21 protein-coding genes and 1 pseudogene are annotated in these 24,880 nt (G+C 44.8%); 7 read left to right on the plus strand and 15 right to left on the minus strand.

Annotation, left to right across the window (positions count from 1 at the left end; all coding sequences use genetic code 11):
* Window positions 1–45: 45 nt before the first annotated feature.
* The 6 genes from menE to UQW94_RS18015 all read right to left on the minus strand — a co-directional run bounded on the left by menE (window position 46) and on the right by UQW94_RS18015 (window position 7,268).
* Complete coding sequence (gene menE / locus UQW94_RS17990; protein WP_225497059.1) at window positions 46–1,473, minus strand: o-succinylbenzoate--CoA ligase; 1,428 nt, start codon at window positions 1,471–1,473, stop codon at window positions 46–48.
* Complete coding sequence (menC, locus tag UQW94_RS17995; RefSeq protein WP_225497057.1) at window positions 1,458–2,447, minus strand: o-succinylbenzoate synthase; 990 nt, start codon at window positions 2,445–2,447, stop codon at window positions 1,458–1,460. Before menC ends, menE begins: the two co-directional genes overlap by 16 nt.
* Window positions 2,448–2,572: 125 nt before the next feature.
* Window positions 2,573–3,439, minus strand: coding sequence for a 1,4-dihydroxy-2-naphthoyl-CoA synthase (gene menB / locus UQW94_RS18000; protein ID WP_005382318.1), 867 nt, complete (start codon window positions 3,437–3,439; stop codon window positions 2,573–2,575).
* Window positions 3,432–4,259, minus strand: a complete 828-nt coding sequence (gene menH, locus UQW94_RS18005) for a 2-succinyl-6-hydroxy-2,4-cyclohexadiene-1-carboxylate synthase (protein WP_213899478.1) — start codon at window positions 4,257–4,259, stop codon at window positions 3,432–3,434. The genes menB and menH overlap by 8 nt, the downstream gene beginning before the upstream one ends.
* Window positions 4,246–5,964 carry a 2-succinyl-5-enolpyruvyl-6-hydroxy-3-cyclohexene-1-carboxylic-acid synthase gene (gene menD, locus UQW94_RS18010; RefSeq protein ID WP_025766952.1) on the minus strand — a complete coding sequence of 573 codons (1,719 nt, stop codon included), beginning with the start codon at window positions 5,962–5,964 and terminating at the stop codon, window positions 4,246–4,248. Before menD ends, menH begins: the two co-directional genes overlap by 14 nt.
* Complete coding sequence (locus tag UQW94_RS18015) at window positions 5,961–7,268, minus strand: isochorismate synthase (RefSeq protein ID WP_033906881.1); 1,308 nt, start codon at window positions 7,266–7,268, stop codon at window positions 5,961–5,963. Before UQW94_RS18015 ends, menD begins: the two co-directional genes overlap by 4 nt.
* A 217-nt stretch (window positions 7,269–7,485) precedes the next feature.
* Between UQW94_RS18015 and UQW94_RS18020 the strand changes: the two genes are divergently transcribed.
* From UQW94_RS18020 to UQW94_RS18030, 3 genes are all read left to right on the plus strand, one after another.
* Complete coding sequence (locus UQW94_RS18020; RefSeq protein WP_005384283.1) at window positions 7,486–8,700, plus strand: pyridoxal phosphate-dependent aminotransferase; 1,215 nt, start codon at window positions 7,486–7,488, stop codon at window positions 8,698–8,700.
* A gap of 90 nt (window positions 8,701–8,790) precedes the next feature.
* Window positions 8,791–9,375, plus strand: coding sequence for a 5'-deoxynucleotidase (gene yfbR, locus UQW94_RS18025; RefSeq protein WP_262634440.1), 585 nt, complete (start codon window positions 8,791–8,793; stop codon window positions 9,373–9,375).
* Between the two features lie 15 nt (window positions 9,376–9,390).
* The gene (locus UQW94_RS18030) at window positions 9,391–10,713 is read left to right on the plus strand and encodes an anti-phage deoxyguanosine triphosphatase (RefSeq protein WP_322142461.1); all 1,323 of its coding nucleotides are present in this window, start codon (window positions 9,391–9,393) and stop codon (window positions 10,711–10,713) included.
* Between the two features lie 6 nt (window positions 10,714–10,719).
* Here UQW94_RS18030 and UQW94_RS18035 read toward each other — a convergent pair whose 3' ends face one another.
* A complete protein-coding gene (locus UQW94_RS18035; RefSeq protein ID WP_213871761.1) occupies window positions 10,720–11,334 on the minus strand; it encodes a tRNA-uridine aminocarboxypropyltransferase in 615 nt (204 codons plus the stop codon).
* Between the two features lie 3 nt (window positions 11,335–11,337).
* On the opposite strand from UQW94_RS18035, the gene rrtA reads away from it, so the two are divergent.
* A complete protein-coding gene (gene rrtA, locus UQW94_RS18040; protein WP_165401728.1) occupies window positions 11,338–11,889 on the plus strand; it encodes a rhombosortase in 552 nt (183 codons plus the stop codon).
* Window positions 11,890–11,987: 98 nt separating this feature from the next.
* Here the strand turns inward: rrtA and UQW94_RS18045 are convergent, their stop codons facing one another.
* The 8 genes and pseudogenes from UQW94_RS18045 to UQW94_RS18080 all read right to left on the minus strand — a co-directional run bounded on the left by UQW94_RS18045 (window position 11,988) and on the right by UQW94_RS18080 (window position 21,412).
* Window positions 11,988–12,272 (minus strand): ComEA family DNA-binding protein, encoded by a 285-nt coding sequence (locus UQW94_RS18045; protein WP_031777211.1) that lies wholly within the window; start codon window positions 12,270–12,272, stop codon window positions 11,988–11,990.
* 255 nt (window positions 12,273–12,527) lie between these two features.
* Entirely contained in the window at window positions 12,528–14,387 is a 1,860-nt protein-coding gene (ppiD, locus tag UQW94_RS18050) for a peptidylprolyl isomerase (RefSeq protein ID WP_005382334.1), read from the minus strand.
* A gap of 201 nt (window positions 14,388–14,588) precedes the next feature.
* Window positions 14,589–14,861, minus strand: coding sequence for an HU family DNA-binding protein (locus UQW94_RS18055; RefSeq protein WP_005382341.1), 273 nt, complete (start codon window positions 14,859–14,861; stop codon window positions 14,589–14,591).
* A gap of 191 nt (window positions 14,862–15,052) precedes the next feature.
* Window positions 15,053–17,404 carry an endopeptidase La gene (gene lon / locus UQW94_RS18060; RefSeq protein WP_005382343.1) on the minus strand — a complete coding sequence of 784 codons (2,352 nt, stop codon included), beginning with the start codon at window positions 17,402–17,404 and terminating at the stop codon, window positions 15,053–15,055.
* Window positions 17,405–17,534: 130 nt separating this feature from the next.
* Window positions 17,535–18,815, minus strand: coding sequence for an ATP-dependent protease ATP-binding subunit ClpX (gene clpX / locus UQW94_RS18065; RefSeq protein WP_005382345.1), 1,281 nt, complete (start codon window positions 18,813–18,815; stop codon window positions 17,535–17,537).
* 70 nt (window positions 18,816–18,885) lie between these two features.
* Complete coding sequence (gene clpP / locus UQW94_RS18070; protein WP_005382347.1) at window positions 18,886–19,512, minus strand: ATP-dependent Clp endopeptidase proteolytic subunit ClpP; 627 nt, start codon at window positions 19,510–19,512, stop codon at window positions 18,886–18,888.
* A gap of 105 nt (window positions 19,513–19,617) precedes the next feature.
* Complete coding sequence (tig, locus tag UQW94_RS18075; protein WP_005382251.1) at window positions 19,618–20,925, minus strand: trigger factor; 1,308 nt, start codon at window positions 20,923–20,925, stop codon at window positions 19,618–19,620.
* 274 nt (window positions 20,926–21,199) lie between these two features.
* Window positions 21,200–21,412 (minus strand): annotated as a pseudogene (locus tag UQW94_RS18080) (hypothetical protein).
* Between the two features lie 39 nt (window positions 21,413–21,451).
* Between UQW94_RS18080 and UQW94_RS18085 the strand changes: the two are divergent.
* The 3 genes from UQW94_RS18085 (at window position 21,452) to UQW94_RS18095 (ending at window position 24,860) form a co-directional block, all read left to right on the plus strand.
* Window positions 21,452–23,257: an ATP-binding protein gene (locus tag UQW94_RS18085; RefSeq protein ID WP_033906887.1), complete on the plus strand. Its 1,806-nt coding sequence runs from the start codon at window positions 21,452–21,454 to the stop codon at window positions 23,255–23,257.
* A 4-nt stretch (window positions 23,258–23,261) separates the two neighbouring features.
* Window positions 23,262–24,599 (plus strand): sigma-54-dependent transcriptional regulator, encoded by a 1,338-nt coding sequence (locus UQW94_RS18090; protein WP_005382254.1) that lies wholly within the window; start codon window positions 23,262–23,264, stop codon window positions 24,597–24,599.
* A gap of 78 nt (window positions 24,600–24,677) precedes the next feature.
* Window positions 24,678–24,860, plus strand: a complete 183-nt coding sequence (locus UQW94_RS18095; protein ID WP_021034161.1) for a hypothetical protein — start codon at window positions 24,678–24,680, stop codon at window positions 24,858–24,860.
* The last annotated feature ends 20 nt before the right edge of the window (window positions 24,861–24,880 follow it).

Below are 24,880 nucleotides of genomic sequence, written 5' to 3' on the forward strand. Positions count from 1 at the left end.
TAAGGATACGAAATTCTCTTTATGACTAATACATAGCAAAATTGACTAATGCTGAAGTGATGACAGCAGCCACTCTTTCACGGCCTTACGTGAAATTTTGATCCCACCTTTTAGTAGAGTTTGTGGCATTACATGGTATTCCACTGGCCATTTAAACTTCTCTAACTTTGATTGCAAGTGCTGGTCATACTCCGACTTGCTGCGCAATCCATTGGTCTGAATCACAGCTACTGGTCTATGACCAAACTCCGCGTCTTCGACTGGAACCACTATACTCTGCACTACACCATCAATTTGGTTCAAAGCGGCTTCAATCTCTTCACAATGGATATTCTCACCACCAGAGATAAACTGATTGTCGGCACGGCCGATTATCTTTAATTCATCACCTTGCCACTCGCCAAGATCCTTGCTGTCAAACCAGCCTTTCTCATCCAGAAATGGGGTAACATGTCCTTGATGGAAATACCCTGCCGCTAATGTCTTACCGCCAATAAAAATGCGTTGGTCAACTAATTTTATCTTACGGTGCTTCAATACATGTCCAGCATTACTGGTGCTGTCAATTCTCTTTGCGGTAACGGTAGAGGCCGCCTCCGTCATCCCATAACCTAACCATGTCTCAATGCCTTGCCTTGTTGCTCGTAGTGCCAATTCGTGATCAACGTGGCTGCCGCCCAGTAGCACATGTGTCAATGACAAATGTGCATCATCATCCAATAACCGTTTGAGCTGAGTCGCAACCAAAGAAGCGTGTGATACGCCCTGAACATCATCAACAAGTTTCCCTGAACCGACTTTTAGTGTTGCTCCGACATATAGCCAACGATAGACAATCGCTAATCCAGAGACGTGATACAGCGGAAGCGATAACAGCCAAGCATCTTGCTGAGTGAAAATGAACTCCTGCAACAAGCCCTCTGCAGACGCAAGATGCTGTCGATGTGTATGAACCACAGCTTTAGGCTCCCCTGTAGAGCCAGAAGTAAATACTACTGAAGCTAGCCGGTCATGATGATAGCTATCTTCAGTCAACGAATCACTCTCTTGCTGTGATACTACAGGAGGTGAAAGCAATGTTGCCTTGAGTTTTTGTATATCATGTTCAGAAAAGGTCGAAGCGCACTCCTGAGAAAACCAGATAAACCGAGTTTGATCAGGCCTGTAAAGTGTAGCAAGCTTACCCTGCAACTTATCTAGTGGTTGTTCCATGGTCAGCGCAGCGAGCGCACCCAACTGTTTGGAGGCAAGATAAAACAACAGTGTTTCTACTTGGTTCTTGCCAACCAAAGTCAGCACATCCCCCCGAGTTACACCCAAGTCATTCAAATAGTGAGTGTATTGGTCAATACGCTTCGAGAGTTGTTGCCAGTTTAATACTTCTGTTGATGTCTTGAGTGCAATAGAAAAAGGGCTCGTTTGAGCCCAGTATTTCCATGGTGCCTTCGCAATATTGTCTACGCAGAATGCCACACAATCTCCTGGTCTTTTAGAGGAAGAACGGGAAGTTCACACTTAGGCCAGCCCTGCTCTAGCTGAGCCTTGAATAAGCCAATCGTATCCAAACCTGGAACTTCATCAGGCAGCTGCCATTGGGCAAAGCGCGCTAATTGAGTTAAACCGAGACTGGATTCAATGCTCGAGCTAATCACTGCTTTCATCCCCAGTGACTTCGCTTTCACTATCAGTGTAATACAAAAATCCACTGAACCAATGAGTGTGGGTTTGATGATGATCGTTTTCACACCAGTTAGATCTTCAAGACGGAAATCTTCACGACGAACCGCATCTTGCAATGTTTCATCCCAAGCGATAGCAATACCAGTATTAATCGCAAAAGAGAGACTATCGCCAGGAGAGCGGCACGGCTCTTCTAGAAACGTGATTCGTTGACGCAGAGACGGAGCAATGTACTTAGCGAACTGCTGCGCTTTTTCTGGTGTCCAAGTGCGATTGGCATCGAGTCGAAGCGTTAATTGAGGGATTGATTCAAGAAAAAGGTTCACAAGCATGCCATCGCGAATTGGCTCATAAAGTCCAACTTTCACCTTAGCGACTTTCTCACCTTCCATTTCGTTCAGCTTTGGAATGAGCTCATCTGGGTCGCCAGTGCATAGTGGCGCTGTTTGGTATTTACCTTGTTGTGGTAAGCCACCAGCTAATTCAAGCTGTGCCATCGATAAACCAAACGCAACCGACGGGTACATATTGGCATAATCCACATCCAACTCTGCTACCCAACGCTCCGCCTGTTCTTGTAGCTGAACACCCGCATCTTCGGTGCTCTCTAAGCTAAAACCAGGAAGAGGAGCGACTTCTCCAAACCCTGTTTTACCATCTTCGGAAAGCGCAACAACATAACCAACACGTTCGGTTAGCTTGTTGTCACGTAGGATGACACCACTATCCATGGGCAAGCTATAACGATAAATTTTCGCTTCACGCATAATTCAAGTCCTATGTAATGCCGTATATTTGAGTGTTCTGACGAGCAATCCCACCAGCCTCCCAGAGGGCGAGGCGCTCAGGAAAAAAGGAACAGAGGAGCTAACACGCTCCTCATTTAGACGGATTATGGGTTGCGAGGGAATTTATCGAAGTCTGGGCGACGCTTCTCGTTAAAGGCGTTACGACCTTCTTGTCCTTCATCAGTCATGTAGAACATCATCGTTGCGTTACCCGCTAGCTCTTGCAGACCCGCTTGACCATCACAATCTGCGTTTAATGCAGCTTTCAGGCAGCGCAATGCCATTGGGCTGTGCTGTAGTACTTCACGACACCAACGAACGGTTTCTTTCTCTAGATCCGCTAGTGGTACAACTGTGTTTACTAGGCCCATGTCTACCGCTTCTTGAGCATTGTAGAAACGACATAGGAACCAAATTTCGCGAGCTTTCTTTTGGCCTACGATGCGAGCCATGTAAGATGCACCCCAACCGCCATCAAATGAACCCACTTTAGGGCCTGTTTGACCAAATTGAGCGTTGTCAGCTGCAATCGTTAGGTCACACATCATGTGCAGAACGTGACCACCGCCAACAGCCCAACCCGCTACCGATGCGATCACTGGTTTTGGACAAGTACGAATATCGCGTTGGAAGTCCAATACGTTTAGGTGATGCGTACCTTGGTCATCTTTATAGCCGCCATAGTCGCCACGGATCTTCTGGTCGCCGCCAGAACAGAATGCGTCTTCACCTAGACCTGTCAGAATGATCACGCCAACACCAGAGTCGTAACGCGCATCTGCCAACGCATCAATCATCTCTTTTACCGTTTGAGGACGAAACGCGTTACGCACTTGAGGACGCGCAATGGTGATTTTCGCGATACCATCTTCAGACTTATGGTAATGAATGTCCTCGTATTTCTCGCCGCAATCTTTCCATTGAACCGGAGCGTAAAGTTCTTCTTCAGAAATGCCTACTGTTTTAGCCATGGTGATTCCCATTGTTCTCGTTACTCTCACCAAAGTGAGACTGAATTATTTGCTTGGTATGTATCGCAAACTGTTTGGGCTGCTCTTGATGGACGTTATGACCAGCGCCTTCAACTTGTCGATACGCCAACCCGCTATGTTGTGCCAGTTGGCTAAATTTTTGGTCTTTCTCACCACACAAGTAATACACTGGTATGTTCTGCTTTTGCAGTGAGGGCAACAAATATGCCTGTTTGGCTAACGATGTCGCCATCAACATATTCGCCACCGCTGAGCCAAGATTATCACTTCGCTTCGCAATGAATGTTTGTCTTTGCTCATGGTTTAGTGAAGAAAACACCGCTTGTTGGTACCAATCGTTCAAAACACGTTCAAGTGGTTCAGTTTTGAAACGCATTGCCCAGCGAGCATCATTCTCTAATCTCACCTGTTTCTCTGACTCAGTTTGAAGCCCGAAGTTTCCCCCTTCAACAATCGCGCCCGCAATATTGAGATCTGGAAAGCATTGATGGGCAATACCATGCATCGCAATGCGGCCGCCCATAGAGTAACCAATCAAAATAAGTGGTTGTTGTGAGGGAAATAATAAAGATAGTGTGGAACCAAGAAGTTTGCAGCAATCATTCAGATCGCTGCAAGAAATAGATTGGCTGTGCCCATGACCAGGGAGGTCAACCGTAACACGTTCATACTCGGGTAACGCGTTGATACACGATTGCCAATCTTCACCGCTACCAAGCAAACCATGCAAAAACACCAAAGTGGGCAACGTTCTACTTTGGTGTTTTTCTAATACAGGGAAACGTTCAAAGTAAAGCATTCAGACTCTTATTAAATGCCTTGAGTGTCTCAGCAGCTTGATTAGGTGGGGTTTGAACCTCGACCAGCAACGTTCCTTGGCGGTGACATAAATGCTCTTTTACAGATGATTGGAATTGCTCCAGTGTAGAAACATGCAAATACGCCAAACCAAACTGCTTTGCCGCGTGTTCAAACTGATAACCATGAGGCATTTGATAATATGTCGTCCTGCGCTCTGGTGGTACTGGCAACATATCAAAAATCGCACCGCCGTCATTATTAGTAACAACAAGTACCGCCGGCAGTTTATTGTGAGAAAATAGCGCCAGAGAATTGAGATCATAAAGTGCTGCTGTGTCACCGATATACATTAGTAACGGATTACCTCTTGCCCGTTGCACGCCTGATGCCGCAGCAAACAAACCGTCAATCCCTGATGCGCCTCGATTAGTGAAAACCTCTACACCATCCAATTTTCCGTACATATCAACAAGCCGAACAAACAAGCTATTACCCAAGAAAACATCTACGTTCTTTGTGCGCTCGTTGATGTCTGCTGCCAACGCAATTTCGTCAATGGCAGACGCTGAATCAGATAGGAAGGCTTCTTCGATACGTTGATGAACTCGCTTAACGTCATTCGCTAACCTATCAGCCCACCCAGCAAATATTGACTTCTCAAAACTAATGCGAGAAACCCACGTTTTAGGAGGCTCAACCCAGTGCATTTGCGCCAGATGATTTTGGTTATTCCGGTCCATACAAGGTGAGACATACCAATACTGAACGTCTTTACTTTGTTGATTTTTCGATACTTGTTTATCAATCCATTGGTTCAAACGTTTGGAGATGATTCGGCTACCAAATTGGATAATAAGTTCACAAGATTCAAGCTCGTTTGCGAACTCGGGAAGTTGAAGCCATACATCGTAATACGCCCAATCCGAACTGAGACCACTTTGCGGGTCTGCAAGTACTGGCCATCCCATCTTTTGTGCAAATGCCTGCGCCGACTTCGCTTGTTCAAGCGGTAAGCTGCCAATCACAACCAAGCCTTTTTTGTCTGAAAAAGGCGGGATGTTCGCCTGTGACAAATGGCTAAAACGCTGAGTATAAGTGCCGCTTCCTTTTCGCCATCCGGCGACCGAATCTAAGTAGGTTTGATAATCCGCTTTTGCGCCGTTGGAATACAAAGGCTCTGGAAATGCACAATTAATATGAACGGCACTACCCTGCAATTGCTGAGTAAACATCACTTCGTCAACAGAGGTCAGCAACCAGTTAAGCGACGTTGCTAAATTTGGGCTTGGTAAATTCAAACTGGCCGAAACATGATGTGAAAAAATACCCAATTGATTTATCGCTTGGTTTGCACCACAGCCGACAAGTTCTACTGGACGATCTGCTGTCAGCAGCACCAGTTTTTCACCAGTAAGTTTGGCTTCGGCAACCGACGGTAATAAGTTCGCCACTGCCGTACCAGAGGTAACGATAATTGCCACGGGTTCCTGAGTAGCTTTCGCTAAACCAAGAGCCATAAAGCCCAATCCACGCTCATCAAAATGAGTATGAATGGAAAAGTCGGACTGTTCTGCCGCTTCTAAAGTTAAAGGCGTAGAACGAGATCCGGGAGCGATACAAACATGCTTAACGCCAAATCGCTGAAGCTCAATCAATATGGTTTCTGACCAAACTCGATTGAGCACCGCTTGGTCATGACTCATGATGCGACTCCCAATGGCGGATGATCAGAAATCAGCGTAAGTAACGTCGACATTTTCTTATCAAGTTCTGCCCACTCATGTTCTGCAATGGAGCCTGGAACAATCCCTGCGCCCGCAAACAGTTGTACTTGCTCACCGAGCACAAGCGCACTTCTGATTGCGACACAAAACTCTGCACGCTCATGGCTGATGTAACCCATAGAGCCTGCATACCAGCCGCGTGCAAACGGCTCATTATCAAGAATAAACTGCATGGACTCTTGTCGGGGTAAGCCAGCAACCGCCGCTGTTGGCTGAAGCGCCGATAACAACTGAACACCATTTATCCCCGCTCTTAGACTAGCGTGAATATTTCGCTTAAGGTGCTGCACTTTTCGTAGTCTGACCAAACTCGGTTCAGCTTCCACTTCAACCATTTCAGAATGCGGTGATAGACGGTCAATGATGTCGTCCACCACATACTGGTTTTCGTTGAGGTTCTTTTGGTCTTGGGATAACCAATTCGCCAACTCCATATCTTGAGTGGCATTGTCTCCCCGACCAATCGTACCTGCTAACGCTTCGGTATGTAGCTCATGCCCTACGCGAGAATACAAACGTTCTGGCGTAGACCCCATAAAACTGTGCTTACTGTCTAAGCTCAGCATGAAATGGAAGCTATGATGGTTATTTAAGTAACTTGCTTTAAGTAGCTGTGCAGCACTTAATGTGTTATCAAGCTGCACGGTAGAGCGACGCGCTAAAACCACTTTCTTAAAATCATCATTCTCTATACCAGTCAGAACCTTATGAACTAACTCATTCCATTGAGGCTGACTTGGCGTATGAACAATAGAGCGGATGTGAGACGAAATTGGAGCTAAGGTCGCGACCTCACAAACCAGTTTATTCAACCCAGCTAGAGTTCGCGCTTTGTCTTCTGAAATATTAACTGCGAGAGACCACTGTTGGTCAAAACGAATTAACTCAATTTGAGGCAAAAAGAAAAAAGAAGGCATACAGCGACGATTCTTCTCATGCTGTCCATCAAAAGAGCGCCCGCCCCAGACTCTTTGCCCTTCACCTAGAATGGTATAAGCAGGACCTGGCTCAACAAAAGCGTGCAATTGCCCTAGTGCAACGACCTCTTCACGTGTATCGCGGGACTGCCAATAAAACTTAGGGAAAAGTGGTTGTGCATCAAGCCAATCAATAAATGAGAAATTAGGTTTCTCGCTAAGGGGCTCGACCAGACGTGTTTGATTGCCTTCCGATTGCTGAACTCGCTCGATAATTCTCTTTACGGCTTGATGGAACTGTGACAAATCAACCTCGTTGTATGTGAGGATAAATGGTAACTGACGGCTACTCTAAGTTTAGACCCAAAGCAAATCAAGGTCGTATGCGATCTTTTGCAAAATCCTGTGATAGCAAGCGAGCAAAACTTAACCAGCAGACAGATTATTTACAGATATATATTCTAATAAAAAACAAATTATTGTATTTTAATAAAGAAATTAACGAATTTTTAGGAATTAAACAATGCAAAATATCGGGATGTCGTCAAAACTCGACAATGTCTGCTACGACATTAGGGGTCCTGTACTCAAACATGCTAAGCGCATGGAGGAAGAAGGGCATAAAATCCTAAAGCTAAACATTGGTAACCCTGCCCCATTTGGTTTTGACGCCCCTGATGAGATTTTAGTCGACGTGATTCGTAATCTGCCGACTTCTCAAGGCTATTGTGATTCCAAAGGTATTTACTCTGCTCGTAAAGCTGTGGTCCAACACTATCAGCGTAAAGGTATACGCTCGCTAGATGTCGAAGATGTGTATGTAGGTAACGGCGTGTCTGAGTTGATCGTAATGGCCATGCAAGCGCTATTAAACAATGGCGACGAAATGCTGATCCCAGCACCAGACTATCCGTTATGGACAGCTTCAGTTGCACTATCTGGTGGTAAGCCGGTTCATTATCTATGTGATGAAGAGGCTGACTGGTACCCAGACCTTGAAGACATCAAAAAGAAAATCACACCAAAGACACGTGGCATTGTTCTGATCAACCCGAACAACCCGACAGGTGCGGTATACAGCCGTGACTTCCTACTTGAAGTGATTGAGATAGCACGCCAGCACAAACTGATCATTTTCGCAGATGAGATCTACGACAAAGTGTTGTACGACGGTGCAACACATACCTCAGTCGCCACACTCACTGAAGACGTGCTAGTCATGACATTCAATGGCCTTTCAAAAGCCTACCGTGTTTGTGGTTTCCGTGGTGGCTGGATGTTCTTAACGGGGCCTAAACATCTGGCTCAAGGGTACGTGAATGGCTTGGAGCTGCTTTCATCGATGCGTTTATGCGCAAACGTACCAATGCAGCATGCGATTCAAACCGCGTTAGGTGGATACCAGAGTATTAATGAACTGATTTTACCTGGCGGACGCTTATTAGAGCAGCGCAACCGAGCGTATGAACTGATCAATCAGATTCCTGGTGTTTCTTGTGTCAAACCTAAGGGTGCGATGTACCTCTTCCCGAAAATCGACACTAAAATGTACAACATCAAGAACGATCAGCAGATGGTTTTAGATTTCTTAAAACAAGAGAAGGTCTTACTGGTGCAAGGTTCTGGTTTTAACTGGCCAAAACCAGACCACTTCCGCATCGTGACACTACCGCACGTTGAAGATCTAGAAATCGCCATTGGACGTTTTGAAAGATTCCTATCAACCTACAGCCAGTAATGAATCACTGGTAGTAATTAGTGCTGATCTCTCATATGCTTAGAGGAACTCCTAGTGAGTTCCTTTTTTACACCAGAAACGGAGAAAGCCATGAAAGAAAGCCATTTTTTCGCCCACCTGGCTCGAATGAAGCTGATCCAACGCTGGCCTTTAATGCGGTCCGTCTCACCAGAAAACGTTTCAGAGCATAGCTTACAAGTTGCTTTTGTCGCTCATGCCCTTGCCCTAATTAAAAACAAAAAGTTCGGCGGCAACCTTAATCCAGAGCGCATAGCGATTCTTGCCATGTACCATGATTCCAGTGAAGTATTAACGGGTGATCTTCCAACTCCAGTGAAGTATTACAACCCTGAAATTGCCAAAGAATATAAGAAGATAGAATCGGCAGCGGAACAAAAATTACTCTCAATGTTACCGGAAGAGTTCCAAGATGATTTTTCCCCCTATCTTCTTTCTCACTCTGCACATGAAGAGGACGCAAAAATCGTTAAGCAAGCCGATTCCATCTGTGCCTATTTAAAATGTCTCGAAGAACTAAGCGCCGGCAACCATGAGTTCGCTCTGGCAAAAAAACGCTTAGACGTCACTTTGCAAGAACGCAGAACACCTGAAATGGATTACTTTCTCAATACCTTTGCCCCAAGTTTCGAATTATCGTTAGATGAAATCAGTTAGCTTACGGAGATAATCGTGTCGTTTGAATTACACCCGCAATGGCAAGAGCGCCATGATGATGAGCATAAAATCCGTCGAGACGACCATCGGAGCCCGTACCAACGAGACCGAGCGCGCATTCTTCACTCGGCTGCATTTCGACGCCTACAAGCAAAAACCCAAGTACACGGCAATAGCTTGGAAGACTTTCACCGCAGTCGGTTAACACACTCCTTAGAAGCGTCGCAACTCGGGACCGGTATCGTCGCCCAGTTAAAGAAAAAACAGCCAGAGTTCCGTGATCTATTACCATCAGACAGCTTAATTGATTCATTATGTTTGGCGCACGACATCGGGCACCCCCCATACGGTCATGGGGGAGAAGTCGCTCTAAACTACGTAATGCGCGAACATGGCGGCTTCGAGGGGAACGCCCAAACCTTTCGTATAGTCACTAAGTTAGAGCCTTATACCGAGCATTTCGGAATGAATTTATCACGCCGCACACTGCTTGGTTTGATTAAGTACCCTGCCCTCATTAGTCAAACACGCTCCGTCAAGTTGCCTCAGCCAGCCGAGCATCAACGTAAACTAAAAGCAAAAGACTGGAGCCCAGCTAAAGGCATTTATGATTGTGATAAAGACTTATTTGATTGGGTAATTGCACCGCTTTCTGACAACGACAAGGCATTGCTTAGTCTGATGCGTTCAACGCCAGAATCGGAGTTTGAGCACAGTAAAACGCGTTTTAAATCACTCGATTGCTCAATCATGGAGCTGGCAGATGATATCGCCTACGGTGTTCATGATTTAGAAGATGCAATCGTACTTGGTATGGTGACACGTCAGCAATGGCAAGAAGGCGCAGCAAGTCAATTAGCGGACTGTGGCGACCCGTGGTTTGAAGCTCATATCGATTCCATCGGACAGATGCTATTTAGCGGTAAGCACCATGAGCGGAAAGATGCCATCGGTGGTATGGTTAACGCGCTACTGACCAGCATTTCAATCAAAATGGTGGATGAGCCGTTTAATAACCCGTTACTGTCTTGGAATGCGTGTTTAGAACCACAGATGGCACGTGCACTTGACATACTCAAGCACTTTGTCAGCACCTTCGTTATCCAAGTCCCGCAGGTCCAGATCGTTGAGTATAAGGGTCAGCAAATTATTATGGATATTTTTGAAGCGTTAACAGCAGACCCAGAGCGATTACTACCCGTTCATACAAAAGATCTGTGGTGTCAGGCGAAGAGCGAGAGCAATAAAATGAGGGTCATCGCCGATTATATTTCTGCAATGACCGATGGTCACGCGCAAAAGCTACACCGCCAACTTTTCTCTTCCATCGTTCTTTAGTAACACTCAACCTTTCAAGTAATTCTTTTCAAAAACGCCCGGAGGCATCTGGGCGATTTGGAATTCGATCATCTTTTCAAAGGCACGCATCAGCGGTGTAAAGTCTCGCTCGGGTTCAAGCAAGCGAAGCGAATGATAACCAGCCTCGACTGTCGATAAGCTATTCTCAGAGGGCGCCTTACGAATGGTGTAGTGCCCTTGTAGTTGCTTAGGCAACTGCACGGTTGGGAATGAATGTAAGTTGCTTGAGAGTTGCCACATTTTGTACGCTTTTTTCCACGTACCATCGAGCAAAATCAAACGTATTTTCTTAGATACACTATGACTCGCTTGAGTGATTTCAGAAATGCATCGTGACTCTTCTGATGGGTAAAGAACAAAATGTTGATATGACTCATCCGCTAATAAGTGATTTAAGACATCATCACAAGAAAAGTCCTCTCCTATCAAACAAATACAGTTATCTAAACTCAAATTGAGAATCCGTGCCGTACCAAGCGGACGATGTTCTTCACTCGTGTGCTGAAGAATGATAAGTTCTACCTCGCTTGCCAGCGGTACAATCCATTGGCAAATACACGCTTTTTGCGATTTTCCACAACGAGAACAATAACGAGACATAGAGTGAACCTTTATACCTTGCTGAGTATTATCAGCGTGATCTGTTTGATACTTCAATTTGAACCAATGGCAAGCCTAACCGAGTGGCACAGCTACAATATACGCCATGGTGAATGGTGGCGAATCGTAACAGGAAATCTCACACATACCAACTTTGCGCACTTAGGAATGAACCTCGCAGGATTGTGGATCATTACTTTTATTTTTCGCCCAAGCACTCGTAACTTCCTTATCGTTTTTTCAATCTTATGTGCATGTGTTGGTGCGCTGAATTTGTTTACCAACATGTCGGTGTACGTGGGTTTATCCGGCGTATTACACGGATTGTTTGGATTTTGGGCGCTCAGAGAAGTCTTTGAAAGCAGAAGAAGCAGTGTGTTGTTAGTCGGAGGGCTAATCGCCAAAGTAGCATGGGAGCAGGTCTATGGCCCATCCAGCAGTACTGCTGAGCTTATCGGTGCAAACGTTGCTATTGATGCTCATATGTTTGGCGCACTCGGTGGGTTAGTAATGGCTTTAATGGAAAAAGGCCTTCGCCGTCGTTTATTCGGATAAAAAATCCCGAACCACGAAAGAGGGGCTGGTTCGGGAAAGCAGTAATAGGGAAACAGATATTGTTCTGAATTCAGACTCAATATCTACGATACATCAAGCTACAGTAAAATGCGGTCTTCGTTTTTCTTAACTGTCGCTTCACCTATGCCTTTTACGCTCTTCAAATCTGCTGCCGTTTTAAAAGGGCCATGTTCCTCGCGGTAGTCCACTATACTCTGCGCTTTCTTCTCACCTATACCTTTCAACATGGTCGCAATTTCTTCAGCAGTGGCCGTGTTGATATTTACAGTAATTTCAATTCCTTCATATTTGTCAGTGGCTGAATCCGCAGCCATGCTAAAAGGTGCAAAAACAAATAAGCACAATGTCAAAATCCATTTCATATTGAACATACAATCTCCAAAATAGTAGGCTAAAAACAGTCGTCGAGAGCGAGTCACTATCAAGTTTGCAATGGAAAGCAATATGGTTATGCATTTAACAAACTGAGATGACCCGGAATTCACAACGGCCGCTATCACTTAAACGCGCACTAATTTAAGTAATGCCTATTGATGATTGAAGTTCATAAAGACAAAAATAAAACGGACCGCTTATGCGGTCCGTTTTATTCAACATACAAATTACACTAATTGTGCTTAGTTGCTCACAACAAAGTACTCAATGTCAGTATTTGCACGCAGTACGGCTAGTACAGATGATAAATCTTGCTGAGAAGATGCACGCTGCATTTGCATCGCAACTTGATCTTCTAACTCACTATCTAGCTCTGCGTTTACAGCATCAAGCTCGATGATAATGATGTTACCTTCAAGATCTTTAGACTGACCGTATACTGGTTTACCATCGACTGGTTTTGCCATCGCGAATACCGTTGTTGCCAACGGAGAACGACGATCTACTGTCTCTTGTTCACCAAAGGCAAGATTGTTTTCAGCAAGCACGTTCGTCTTACCTTCTTTCAATGCCGCAACGACTTGTGTTCCAAGTTCCATCGCTTCTTGCTCACCTTTAACACGAGATAGCTCTGCAACAACCTGATCTTTCACTTCTTCTAGTGGAAGAACTGTCTCGTCACGCGCATCTTCAACACGAACAACGATAATATGCTCAGGCGCAACTTCGATAGCTTCAGAGTTTAGGCCATCTTCTTTAACTTCAGGGCTTAGGATAGCTTGCATTACCGCAGGGCTACGAAGCACTTCAGGTGCATCAACCTGAGAAATAAAGTCCGTTGTTTTCACTTCTTGGTTAACCGCTTGAGAAGCATCATACAATGAGTCTGGGTATTCAAACGCTACGCGCTCAAGCTCATTTTGCAACTCGTAGAATTGATCGATCGCTTGTTGGTCGACCATCTCTTGTTTGATTTCAGCAGCGACTTCTTCAAATGGCTTCGCCACAGAATCTTTTAGCTCTTCAAGCTTGATAATGTGATAGCCAAAGTCCGACTTTACTAGACCCGACGTATCGCCAGGATTCTTCAGTGCGAATGCCGCTTCTTCAAAAGCAGGGTCCATCACATCACGCTCAATCCAACCTAGGTCACCACCGTTTTCAGCGCTGCCAAAATCGTCAGATTTCTCTTGAGCAAGCGTCGCAAAATCTGCACCCGCGTTTAGCTCATCTAGGATAGCTTGCGCTTTTGCTTCATCGTCCCCTTCTACAAGAATGTGAGCGACACGTCGTTGCTCTTCTGAAGAGTATTTGTTTAAGTGCTCGTCGTAGTACTTTTTCACCTCAGCATCAGAAACATTAACTTGTTCCTTTAGCGCTTCAGCTGACAGTTCGATGTAAGAGACTTTAACCTGCTCTGGGCGTGTAAAGTTGTCTGGGTTTGCTTTGTAGTACTCTTGAATTTCTTCGTCGGTCAATTCAATATTTTTCGCAAACTCCGCTAAGTCGATCTGAATCGTGCGAATATCACGAGTTTGAGTGAACAGCTTGCCTTCTGCTTGTACTTCACCCGGCAGAATAAATTCACTGTTTTGTAGCGCATTCAGCAGTTGCTCACGAACCAATTCACGACGCATGTACTCAGCAAAAGAGTCTGGCGAAAAGCCTGCACGACGCAAAGAAGCTTGATAGATCTCTTGATCAAACTGACCATTAGATTGGAACTGAGGCATGTCTAGAATCATGCTACGCACTTGAGTGTCGCTGATTCGCAGACCCAAAGCTTCAGCTTGTTGGTCAAGCAACACGTCATTGATCATTCGATCTAAAACGGATTTGCGGAAAGATTCAACATATGCAGGGTCAGCCAGCATTTGAGAGAAGTAGTCACCCAACTGAGCTTGCATACGGTTACGCTCATTTTGGTATGCCATCTCGAACTCACCACGAGGAATCTCAGTGTTACCGACTTTCGCTGCAGAGTTGTTGCTACCACCAACGATGTAGCTACCTACACCTGCAAATACGAAAGACAGGATGATAAGTCCAAGGATAATTTTGACCGCGATGCTATTCACGCCTTCGCGTAGTCGATCCATCATAATTTAACTGCTCTCCACAATTGAAGCCTACTGCTTCTATCTAATAGAAATAATGGCGCAATAATATCAGAAAAAGAAATGCGCATCAGTATGATGCGCATAATTTAAGAAAGTTCGGCTCGAAGTTTGTAAATTTTTGTTCGAAACTTATTGTTTGAGCAAAAGTTAAGCAAATGGCCGGTTACAGAAATAACGCCGTGATTAGTTACAAGCGTCTTTCAGTGCTTTACCAGCTTTGAAAGCTGGTACTTTTGCTTCTGCGATTTGGATTTCTTCACCAGTTTTTGGGTTACGACCAGTACGTGCAGCACGAGTACGAACGCTGAATGTACCAAAGCCAACTAGAGCGACTTGATCACCAGATTGAAGAGTTCCGCTTACTGCTTCGATGAATGCATCTAGAGCACGACCCGCTGACGCTTTAGAAATATCTGCATTTTCTGCGATTTGTTCTACTAACTGAGTTTTATTCACTGTAATTTCCCCTTTGTGTCATCTGTGATTATTTTTGTGATGACTTTCGTTCCATTGTTAAGAAAATATGCTCCACCCCTTATTCATCAAGGGCTGGCAGCTATCGAAACTAACTTAGCGCCCAAAAAAAACGCTGACAAGCCTTTTTGGGCTTATCAGCGTAAACTTTTACTTATTTTTGCTACACATCACTATTTTTGAGACTCAAACTCAACGCCCGTCGGGTCTCGCTCTAGTGCGACTTTCAGTACTTCATCAATCCACTGTACAGGGATAACTTCCAGATCCGCGATAACATTATCAGGAATCTCTTCCAAATCACGCTCGTTATCTTTTGGAATTAGCACTGTCTTAATGCCACCACGGTGTGCCGCAAGTAACTTCTCTTTTAGGCCGCCGATAGGTAGAACCTCACCACGCAGTGTGATTTCACCCGTCATCGCTACTTCTGCTTTCACAGGGTTGCCTGTTAGAGAAGAAACCAATGCTGTACACATTGCTGTACCCGCACTTGGGCCATCTTTTGGTGTCGCGCCTTCCGGGACGTGTACGTGAATATCTTTCTTCTCGTAGAAGTCAGTATTGATACCTAGCTTTTCTGCACGAGAGCGAACCACTGTCATTGCTGCTTGGATAGACTCTTGCATCACATCACCAAGAGAACCCGTTTGTGTCAGCTTACCTTTACCTGGCATTGATTGAGTTTCAATCGTTAATAGATCGCCACCCACTTCGGTCCAAGCTAGGCCAGTTACTTGACCAATTCGGTTACTTTCATCCGCTTTACCGTAATCGAAACGTTGAACACCTAAGTACTCTTTTAGGTTGTCCATCGTTACCGTTACTGACTTGATGTCCTTATCCAGCAAGATGTTCTTCACCGCTTTACGGCAGATCTTAGAAATCTCACGCTCTAAGTTACGGACACCCGCTTCACGCGTGTAGTAACGAATGATGCCAATAATCGCAGAATCTTCAATGACGATCTCATCCGCTTTCAAGCCATTACGCTTCACTTGTTTATCAACAAGGTGACGTTTTGCAATGTTCAGCTTCTCGTCTTCGGTGTAACCAGATAAACGAATAACTTCCATACGGTCTAACAATGGACCCGGGATGTTCATCGAGTTCGATGTCGCAACAAACATAACGTCAGAGAGATCGTAATCCACTTCTAGGTAGTGATCGTTGAACGAGTTATTCTGTTCAGGATCAAGTACTTCTAGCAGAGCCGATGCTGGATCACCACGCATATCGGAAGACATTTTGTCGATTTCGTCCAATAAGAACAGCGGGTTCTTCACACCAACCTTCGACATCTTCTGGATCAATTTGCCTGGTAATGAGCCGATATAAGTACGACGGTGACCACGAATTTCCGCTTCATCACGCACACCACCCAACGCCATACGAACATACTTACGGCCTGTAGCTGAAGCAATTGAACGACCAAGAGATGTTTTACCGACACCAGGAGGACCAACAAGACAAAGGATAGGACCTTTTAGCTTGTTGATACGGTTTTGAACCGCCAAGTATTCAAGGATACGTTCTTTGACGCGTTCTAGACCGTAGTGATCTTCATTAAGAACCTCTTCTGCTTTCGCTAAGTTTTTCTTAACTTTTGAGCGCTTAGCCCAAGGAACGCTGACCATCCAATCGATGTAGCTACGAACCACTGTTGCTTCAGCAGACATTGGAGACATCATCTTAAGCTTTTGCAACTCTTGTTCTGTCTTTTCACGTGCCTCTTGAGGCATTTTTGATTCGTCAATCTTCTTCTGTAGCGTTTCGAACTCGTCTGGTGCGTCTTCCATCTCACCAAGTTCTTTCTGAATCGCTTTCATTTGCTCATTCAGATAGTACTCACGCTGAGATTTTTCCATTTGCTTTTTAACGCGACCACGAATTCGTTTTTCAACTTGCAGCAAGTCGATCTCTGATTCCATCTGGCCCATCAGGAATTCCAGACGCTCAGTGACGTCAACAATTTCAAGCACTTGCTGCTTATCCACCAACTTCAACGGCATATGAGCCGCGATGGTATCCGCTAAGCGCGCGGCTTCGTCGATACCATTAAGGGACGTTAGCACTTCTGGTGGAATCTTCTTGTTTAGCTTAATGAACCCTTCAAACTGATTAATCGCGCTGCGAACAATCACTTCTTGCTCACGCTCATCCAATTCTGGCGTAACAACAAATTCAGCTTCCGCTAGGAAGAAGTCACTCTCTTTAAAGTGATTAATTTTTGCTCGCTGCTGGCCTTCGACCAATACTTTTACTGTGCCATCCGGAAGCTTCAAGAGCTGGAGAATGGTGGCTACCGTACCTACGTCAAATAGGTCGTCAACCGTAGGCTCGTCAGTATCCGCTTGCTTTTGTGCCACAAGAAGAACTTGTTTGTTGGTTTCCATCGCCGTTTCTAGACAGCTAATCGATTTCTCACGACCAACAAACAATGGAATAACCATGTGTGGGTAGACCACTACGTCACGTAGAGGTAGTACCGGGATCTCGATACGCTCGGAACGTTCCAAGTTCATATAATTCTCTCTTCCGCTTTCACGTTTAACGTATTACTTAAGGCAGTATATGGGGGCTAATTGTTTGGATTCAATAAGAGAAATAAAAAAAGGAGGTAATTACTTACCTCCTTTTTCATTATGGCTGAATTTACTCTGCTCCAGCTGCCTGATTGTCTGCGTTACTGTAAATAAGCAGTGGCTCTGACTCGCCATTAATGACGGACTCATCAATCACGACTTTACTAACGTCTGTTGCAGATGGTAATTCGTACATGGTTTCAAGTAGCACGCCTTCAAGAATCGAGCGTAAGCCACGAGCACCTGTTTTACGCTCCATTGCTTTTTTCGCGATAGCGCGCAGCGCATCTTCACGGAATTCAAGTTCAGCGTTTTCCAGCTCAAACAATGCTGCATATTGCTTGGTCAGTGCGTTCTTCGGTTCACATAGGATCTGAATCAATGCTTCTTCATCAAGCTCAGTCAGTGTTGTTGTTACAGGTAGACGACCAATGAATTCTGGAATGAGGCCGTACTTCACTAAGTCTTCAGGTTCAACTTGAGTAAATAGCTCACCTACTGTCTTCGATTCATTCTTCGAACGAACTTCAGCACCAAAGCCAATACCTGTACCTGTTGCAACACGCTGCTCAATCACTTTGTCTAAGCCAGCAAAAGCACCACCACAGATGAACAGGATCTTAGATGTGTCCACTTGTAGGAATTCTTGCTGAGGATGCTTACGACCACCTTGAGGTGGAACCGATGCAACCGTACCTTCGATAAGTTTTAGTAGCGCCTGCTGAACACCTTCACCAGATACGTCACGCGTAATAGATGGGTTTTCAGCTTTGCGTGAAATCTTATCAATTTCATCAATGTAAACGATGCCGCGTTCCGCTTTAGCTACATCGTAATCACATTTTTGCAGAAGCTTTTGGATGATGTTTTCAACGTCTTCACCTACGTAACCGGCTTCGGTTAGTGTCGTCGCGTCTGCCATTGTAAATGGCACATCCAAAAATCGAGCTAATGTCTCCGCAAGTAGTGTTTTACCACTACCTGTAGGACCAATTAGAAGGATGTTACTCTTACCAAGCTCCACACCTTCGCTCGTTGTATCACCATTGCGTAAACGCTTGTAGTGGTTATATACCGCAACTGCGAGCACTTTTTTCGCGTAATCTTGCCCGATCACATAGTCATCAAGGTGTTCACGGATCTGTTTTGGCGTTGGTAACGCTTCAGATTCTTTCTTAGGGAGAACATCCTTGATTTCTTCGCGAATAATATCGTTACATAAGTCGACACACTCGTCGCAAATGTACACTGACGGACCTGCGATTAGCTTGCGAACTTCGTGCTGACTTTTGCCGCAGAAAGAACAGTACAGCAATTTACCGCTGCCACTTTCTTTGCTTTTATCTGTCATTCGCTAACCTCTTAGCCTTTACTCTTCATGAATGAGTGTATATCAATTTTTGCCAAAATGCGCTGGCTAATTACTCGCCACGGTGGCTTAACACTGCATCCACGATACCGTATTCCACAGCCTGCTCTGATGACATGAAGTTATCACGATCAGTATCGCGCTCAATGACTTCAAGAGGTTGGCCTGTATGTTCTGCTAACAACTTGTTTAGCTTCTGTTTAATCGTCAGGATTTCCTGAGCATGGATTTGGATATCAGAAGCTTGACCCTGGAAACCACCCAATGGTTGGTGGATCATTACACGTGAGTTAGGCAGTACGTAACGCTTACCTGGCGCACCACCTGCAAGCAGGAAGGCACCCATTGAACATGCTTGACCCATACACACAGTGCTGACATTTGGCTTAATGAACTGCATGGTATCGTAAATAGACATACCAGCTGTTACGCTGCCGCCTGGCGAGTTGATGTATAGGAAAATATCTTTATCTGGATTTTCAGATTCTAGGAAAAGTAGCTGAGCCACGACAAGGTTTGCCATGTGGTCTTCCACTTGACCCGTTAAAAAAATCACGCGCTCTTTAAGCAGACGTGAGTAGATGTCGTAAGAGCGTTCGCCTCGGGAAGTTTGTTCAACCACCATTGGTACTAGCGCGTCCATAATTGGCGACATTGCATTTTTTTCTTGGTAGCTCATATTCTTATGTCCCTAAAATAAATGGCCCGGATGATGACTATCATACGGACCATTGTTAGCAGAATAGTTAACGTTAAGTCAACCTTCTACGCAAGATATTGCTTATTAAGCAGCAGGTTGTTGTTGGTTAAGTAGCTCGTTGAAGCCTACTTCTTTCTCAGAAACCTGTGCTTTAGCGATGATCGCGTCGATTGCTTGCTCTTCTAGAGCTACGTTGCGCATGTTGTTCATCATTTCTTCGTTTTGCTCGTAGTAAGCAATAACTTCTGATGGATCTTCGTATGCAGTAGCCATTTCTTCGATTAGAGCTTTAACTTTCTCGTCGTCCGCTTTTAGCTCTTCAGATTTGATTACTTCACCTAGTAGAAGACCAACAACTACGCGACGTTTAGCTTGTTCTTCGAACAGTTCACGTGGAAGCTGAGCAGCAGCTTCTGGGTTACCACCGAAGCGTTGTGCAGCTTGTTGACGTAGAACTTGGATTTCTTGCTCGATAAGCGCTGATGGTACGTTGATGTCGTTTTGCTCAACTAGACCGTCAATCGCTTGCTCTTTGATGCGGTTCTTAACAGCTTGCTTAAGTTCGCGTTCCATGTTCTTACGAACTTCAGCTTTAAGTGCTTCAACACCACCTTCAACAACACCGAACTTAGCAACGAACTCGTCGTTTAGTTCTGGAAGTTCACGAGCTTCAACTTTGTTCACTTTGATTGCGAACTTAGCTGCTTTACCTTTTAGGTTTTCAGCGTGGTAATCTTCTGGGAAAGTCACGTCGATGTCGAATTCCATACCAGCAGTTTTACCTGCGATACCGTCTTCGAAACCAGGGATCATGCGACCAGCACCCATTTCTAGAGGGAAGTTCTCAGCTTTACCGCCTTCGAACTCTTCACCGTCGATAGAACCAACGAAGTCGATGCTTACGCGTTTGCCATCTTCTGCTGCTTCTTCAACTTCAACCCAAGTTGCTTGTTGCTTACGTAGAGTATCGATCATCTCTTCTACGTCTGCATCTTTAACTTCTGTTAGTGGTTTTTCAACAGTGATGCTCTCTAGGCCTTTAAGCTCAACTTCTGGGTAAACTTCAAAAGTTGCAGTGAAAACTAGGTCTGAACCTTCTTTGTTCTCTACAGGAGCGAAAGTTGGAGCGCCAGCTGGGTTGATTTTCTCTTTAACGATAGCTTCGATGAAGTGGCGTTGCATTACTTCACCAAGAACGTCTTGACGTACTGCTTTGCCGTACATCTTAGCAACCATTTTTAGAGGCACTTTACCCTTACGGAAACCATCGAAACGACGGTTTTTAGCGATGTTGCGTAGTTCAGCTGTTACAGCGTCTTCGATGTTTGCAGCTGGAACAGTAATGTTTAGACGGCGCTCTAGGCCCTCTAGCGTTTCAACAGTAACTTGCATTATATATAAACCTCTAAAGTGGCTCGGTTTTCCGAGCGTATGAGCGAAACTCAGAGGAGCTTACGCTTCATCCTTGTGTAGTGTTCTGTCCGAACACCTAATTTAAAATCGAGTATCGATACTGGTTGTCAGTACCGGACTAATCAGTGATATCTTCGATAAAATAACCAAAGGTATCTCCTATTAGCCTCAGGACAGAATTTTTAGACGCGACATTCTAGCGATCTGTCGCAACCCTGTCGAGCCAATAGCCACTATGTGGACATTGTCTGCGCTAAATTCTCGAATGCTGACCCATTTTTTCTTCAAAAATGCGATTCAGACACCGTCTAAGCATCGCCAGCATATCTAGAATGGGGACAATAGCGACTTTTTCAAGAGAATCGACCGGTTTTTTTATCGAAAAGCCTAAAAAGAGATCTTGCTCTTGTTTTACTCCACAGAGTTGAAAACTAAATCCCTAATCCTTCCTACAAACTATTAACATTTTCTTACGTGACCAAAGGAAGTTGTAAGGAGTGTAAGGATGTCGCAAAAAAAACGAATTCTGCTGACATTTTTTGCTTTCTATTTCCTGTCCGCAATTATCGGTGGCCATTGGGTTTGGCAGACCAGTTATCAATCTCTACTTGATAAACACCAATCACAGTTGGAGCAGTTTTCTGGCCATATAAAAAATAAACTCGATAAGTACGCCCATATTCCAAATCTTCTCGCTAAAGATGATCCTCTTTATCAAGCGCTTCTGCACCCCAACAACAGTGCGCAACTGGAAATCACTAATCGGTATTTAGAATCCGTTAATGGCGTGATTGAAGCAGCGGATACGTACTTAATCGATCAATGGGGTACAACGATCGCGGCCAGCAACTGGCGTAAAGAGCGCTCCTTTATCGGGCGAAATTTTGCATTTCGCCCTTATTTCAAACAAGCCATTGTAGGCAAAAGAAGCCAATACTACGCACTGGGCTCAACATCTGGTAAACGTGGCTACTACTATTCTTATCCCATCGTATACGCTGGCGGTGTACTTGGTGTCGTCGTGGTGAAGATGGACCTAAGTAAGATAGAGGACAACTGGCAGCAACCAAACAGTGTTTTTGTCGCCAGCGACCCATACGAAATTGTTTTCATGAGTAGCCGAAGTGAATGGCTGCTCAAAAGCTTACAACCACTGACAAAAAAAGAGAAAAAGCAAGTTTGGGCAAGCCAACAATATCTTGATGCGCCAATTGAAACGCTTGGATTAGTGGGTAGTTTGGACGAGGTGCATTCTGAGCTTAAACAGGGTTACCCATACAATAAAGGAACCTTGGTAGTCTCTTCGCTGCCCCTACCCGAACTCAAACTGACTATTCGTGTGCTGTCTCCTAAACAGTCGATCGTTTGGTTCACCATGGGTTACATCTTTGTACTCACTCTAGCATTCATGGTTTTGTTTTTAATTGGTCAGCTTATCTATCACCGTCAACAGCGTCACTTGCAACTTGAACGAATTCAACAAGAAGCAAATCAAAAGTTGGAATATCAAGTCATGGCACGGACTGCCGAGTTGCAAGCGGAGATCGCACAGCGTATCGATACCGAACAAACTTTACGCGTTACTCAAGACGAATTGGTGCAAGCAGCGAAACTCGCGGTGTTAGGACAAATGTCGGCCAGTATCAGCCATGAACTGAATAATCCACTTGCGGCAATTCGTAGCTTTGCGGAGAACGGCAAGCTGTTTCTAAAAAAAGAAAAATATGAGCGAGTGGAAGATAATCTCACTCGCATTTCTGCTCTCACTGACCGTATGGCAAATATCAGTCAGCAACTTCGCTCTTTCGCCAAAAAAACCAGTGGTGACGAGTTGGCTCAATCTCGACTGTTCCCTGTTATTGCCTCTGTAAAAGAACTGATGAAGCCCGCATTTAAATCAGGGCGCGTCACGTTAGAAACAAATTTGCCAGAGCATGATGTTGAAGTGCAGATCAATATTATTCAACTGGAGCAAGTGTTGGTCAATTTACTGACTAATGCGATAGAAGCACTCAAAGAGCAACAAGACAAACAGGTAGAATTATCTGTAGAACACGATGAGCACACTGATTTGGTTTGGATTCATGTTGATGATAATGGCCCAGGGCTTGGCTCTTTCTCACTTTCTGATTTATGTGAACCGTTTCTAACCACTAAACTGAACGGTTTAGGTTTGGGTCTCTCTATCTCGCAACAAATCTTAGCCAGTATGAATGGAAAATTATGTGCCCATAATCGAGAACAAGGCGGCGCTCGATTCTCATTGTGTTTACCTATCACTTCTTACAACACTGAACCATCAAAAGGATAAGATCATGTGTCAGGTGTTTTTTATTGATGATGAGGCCGATCTCAGAATCGCTATAGAACAGACCTTTGAACTGGCGGATATCGACGCCAAGTTTTTTGTGGATGCAGAATCGGCTTTAATAGCGATGCAGCAAGGAGAAGAAGCTGGCGTCGTGGTCACTGATATCTGTTTGCCGGGCATTTCTGGTATGGATATGCTGACAACTTTGACTCAACGCGATGCAAACTTACCCGTCATCATGATCACTGGACACGGTGATATTTCCATGGCTGTGCAAGCCCTTCATCAAGGCGCTTACGACTTTATTGAGAAACCTTTTGCGCCAGAACATTTGGTTGAAACGGTTAAGCGGGCGATTGAGAAGCGCAAACTAACCAATGAAAATGAAAAACTGCGCCTGTCACTTAAAGCCAGTAAAACCCTTGGTCCACGAGTTATTGGTGAAACCTCTAGCATCCAAATATTACGAGAGACCATCACCCAAATCGCCGATACCGACGCCGATATTTTATTGTTTGGTGAAACCGGTACAGGGAAAGAGTTAATCGCTCGTTCTTTACATGAGCAAAGCTCTCGCCGGAACCAAAACTTTGTCGCCGTAAATTGTGGAGCGGTTCCAGAGAACTTAATTGAGAGTGAACTCTACGGCCATGAAAAAGGCGCATTCACTGGCGCCGAAAGCCGTCGTATCGGTAAATTTGAGTTTGCACAAGGCGGCACACTTTTCTTGGATGAGATCGAGTCGATGCCTATCCAAGCCCAAATTCGTTTATTGAGGGTATTACAAGAGCGCGTGATTGAGCGTGTCGGTTCAAATGAATTATTGCCTTTAGATATTCGAGTGATTGCCGCAACAAAGGTCGATTTAAAACACGCAGCTGAAGAAGGTACTTTCCGTCAGGACCTCTACTATCGGCTCAATGTCGTGACCCTGGATCTCCCGCCACTACGCGAACGAAAAGAAGACATTCCCGCCCTCTTTCACCACTTTCTGTTGGTAGCAGCTTCACGTTATGGCAAAAGCTCACCTAGCTTGTCACCCCAAGATCTAGCGCAACTGATGAGCCATGACTGGCCTGGCAATGTTCGAGAACTCAGAAATGCTGCAGAGCGTTTTGTGCTATTGGGTAAGTTAATTCAGTTGGGAGAATCGAACCCAGTTGCTAAGTCTTCCTCAAGCCTTGCAGAGCAAGTGGCGGAGTTTGAGAGAGCAGCCATTGAAGGCGCTTTATTAGAAAACAACGGTAGTATTAAACAGACAATGTGCCAATTGAATGTGCCAAGAAAAACTCTTTACGACAAGATGCAGCGCTACCAAATAAATAAAGACCTTTACAAATAAAACACGTTCAAATAGCTGGCATTATATTCAACTTGAATCATAATTTTTAACAACGGGTTTATCATGGTTGTTATAGATATGAACGAAAAAGTGAGAATACCGATTGTTACAGATACCGTGCTCGTAGACGGTTGCTATCAAGAAGAGAGAAGATTCGGTGAAGAGCGTCGTAAAAATAAAAAGAGGTGGCGACACTATGAACGTCGAATTAATTCAGACCCGCGCAAAACTTGTTACAAGTCAATAGACGAAGAGGTGTGAATTCTCACACCTCTTTCTAC

The sequence above is a fragment of the Vibrio sp. PBL-C16 genome (assembly GCF_034321865.1).
Classification (GTDB): Bacteria; Pseudomonadota; Gammaproteobacteria; order Enterobacterales; family Vibrionaceae; genus Vibrio; species Vibrio alginolyticus.

Excerpts from the sequence above, each read along its gene's own strand:
- menC (WP_225497057.1), bottom strand. The coding sequence starts at position 2,447 with ATGCGTGAAGCGAAAATTTATCGTTATAGCTTGCCCATGGATAGTGGT.
- menB (WP_005382318.1), bottom strand. The coding sequence starts at position 3,439 with ATGGCTAAAACAGTAGGCATTTCTGAAGAAGAACTTTACGCTCCGGTT.
- menH (WP_213899478.1), bottom strand. The coding sequence starts at position 4,259 with ATGCTTTACTTTGAACGTTTCCCTGTATTAGAAAAACACCAAAGTAGA.
- menD (WP_025766952.1), bottom strand. The coding sequence starts at position 5,964 with ATGAGTCATGACCAAGCGGTGCTCAATCGAGTTTGGTCAGAAACCATA.
- UQW94_RS18020 (WP_005384283.1), top strand. The coding sequence starts at position 7,486 with ATGCAAAATATCGGGATGTCGTCAAAACTCGACAATGTCTGCTACGAC.
- yfbR (WP_262634440.1), top strand. The coding sequence starts at position 8,791 with ATGAAAGAAAGCCATTTTTTCGCCCACCTGGCTCGAATGAAGCTGATC.
- UQW94_RS18035 (WP_213871761.1), bottom strand. The coding sequence starts at position 11,334 with ATGTCTCGTTATTGTTCTCGTTGTGGAAAATCGCAAAAAGCGTGTATT.
- UQW94_RS18045 (WP_031777211.1), bottom strand. The coding sequence starts at position 12,272 with ATGAAATGGATTTTGACATTGTGCTTATTTGTTTTTGCACCTTTTAGC.
- ppiD (WP_005382334.1), bottom strand. The coding sequence starts at position 14,387 with ATGATGGATCGACTACGCGAAGGCGTGAATAGCATCGCGGTCAAAATT.
- lon (WP_005382343.1), bottom strand. The coding sequence starts at position 17,404 with ATGAACTTGGAACGTTCCGAGCGTATCGAGATCCCGGTACTACCTCTA.
- clpX (WP_005382345.1), bottom strand. The coding sequence starts at position 18,815 with ATGACAGATAAAAGCAAAGAAAGTGGCAGCGGTAAATTGCTGTACTGT.
- clpP (WP_005382347.1), bottom strand. The coding sequence starts at position 19,512 with ATGAGCTACCAAGAAAAAAATGCAATGTCGCCAATTATGGACGCGCTA.
- tig (WP_005382251.1), bottom strand. The coding sequence starts at position 20,925 with ATGCAAGTTACTGTTGAAACGCTAGAGGGCCTAGAGCGCCGTCTAAAC.
- UQW94_RS18085 (WP_033906887.1), top strand. The coding sequence starts at position 21,452 with ATGTCGCAAAAAAAACGAATTCTGCTGACATTTTTTGCTTTCTATTTC.
- UQW94_RS18090 (WP_005382254.1), top strand. The coding sequence starts at position 23,262 with ATGTGTCAGGTGTTTTTTATTGATGATGAGGCCGATCTCAGAATCGCT.
- UQW94_RS18095 (WP_021034161.1), top strand. The coding sequence starts at position 24,678 with ATGAACGAAAAAGTGAGAATACCGATTGTTACAGATACCGTGCTCGTA.